Here is a 1,492-nt window from a genome sequence, read left to right as displayed (position 1 = left end):
TTGTTGTTGCGTCAAGAATGTCTTTCAGAATACCGTTTTCTTTAGCTACTCTTAACATTTTCTCAACAGCCATACTATCTTTACGTAGTATAGCATAAGCAAGTGGTGTAACAGTTACTCTCCGACCATCTAGACATTTTATAGTTATTGTTGCGTTAAGAATATCTTTCAGAATACTGTTCTCCTTAGAGATTTTTAAAATTTCTTCAATAGCTATACTATTTTCACGCAGTATAGCATAAGCAAGTAGTGTGTAAGTTACTTCCCGGCTATCTGAATGTTTTATAGTTGTTGTTGCGTCAAGAATGTCTTTCAGAATATCGTTTTCTTTAGCTACTCTTAACATTTTCTCAACAGCTATACTATCTTTACGTAGTATAGCATAAGTAAGCGGTGCGCAAGTTTCTTCATGACCATCTGGACATTTTATAGTTGTTGTTGCATCAAGAATATCTTTCAGAATACCGTTTTCTTTAGAGATTTTTAAAATTTCTTCAATAGTTTTGCTATTTTTACATGATATAGCGTAAGTAAGCGGTGTGTAAATTTCTTTCTGACCATCTAGATATTTTATAGTTGTTGTTGCGTCAAGAATGTCTTTCAGAATATCGTTTTCTTTAGAGACTTTTAAAATTTCTTCAATAGTTTTGCTATTTTTACATGATATGGCGTAAGTAAGCGGTGTGTAAATTTCTTCTTGACCATCTAGATATTTTATAGTTGTTGTTGCGCCAAGAATATCTTTCAGAATACTGTTCTCTTCAGCTGCTACTAGAATTTCTTTAATAATTTTGCCATCCTCCCAGAACATAGCATGAGCAAGTGGTGTATAAGTCACTTCCCGGCTATCTAAATGTTTTATAGTTATTGTTGTGTCAAGAATATCTCTCAGAATACCGTTTTCTTTAGCTACTCTTAACACTTTCTCAACAGCTATACTATCTCTACGTAGTATAACATAAGCAAGTGGTGTGTAAGTCACTTCCCGGTCTAGATATTTCATGGTTGTTGTTGTGTTAAGAATATCTTTCAGAATACTGTTCTCTTCAGCTGCTACTAGAATTTCTTTAATAGCTTTGCTATCCTTCCAGAACATAGCATAAGCAAGTGGCGCGTAAGTCACTTCCTTGTTATCTGGATATCTTATAGTTGCTGTTGTGTTAAGAATATCTTTCAGAATACCGTTCTCCTTAGAGACTTTTAAAATTTCTTCAATAGCTATACTATCTTCATATAGTATAGCATAAGCAAGTGGTGTAACAGTTGCTCTCCGACCATCTGGATATTTTATAGTTGTTGTTGCGTTAAGAATATCTTTCAGAATACCGTTTTCTTTAGAGACTTTTAAAGTTTCTTCAATAGTTTTGCTATTTTTACATAATATGGCATAAGTAAGTGGTGTGCAAGTTTCTTCCTGACCACCTGGATATTTTATAGTTGTTGTTGCGTCAAGAATGTCTTTCAGAATACCGTTTTCTTTAGCTACTCTTAA

At 33.5% G+C, this 1,492-nt stretch carries 1 protein-coding gene; it reads right to left on the bottom strand.

The features are described 5' to 3' along the window. Nucleotides 1-1,492 (bottom strand): WD_0033/WD_0034 family tandem repeat-containing protein (locus tag OZD62_RS00465; protein ID WP_458695160.1); only part of this gene is annotated, 1,492 nt, incomplete at both ends.

Origin of the sequence: Wolbachia endosymbiont of Drosophila seguyi, from assembly GCF_028981765.1 — a bacterium.
GTDB classification, from domain to species: Bacteria; Pseudomonadota; Alphaproteobacteria; order Rickettsiales; family Anaplasmataceae; genus Wolbachia; species Wolbachia pipientis.
Note: the sequence above shows the minus strand (reverse complement) of the source record. Positions and strands in the feature narration are given on the sequence as shown.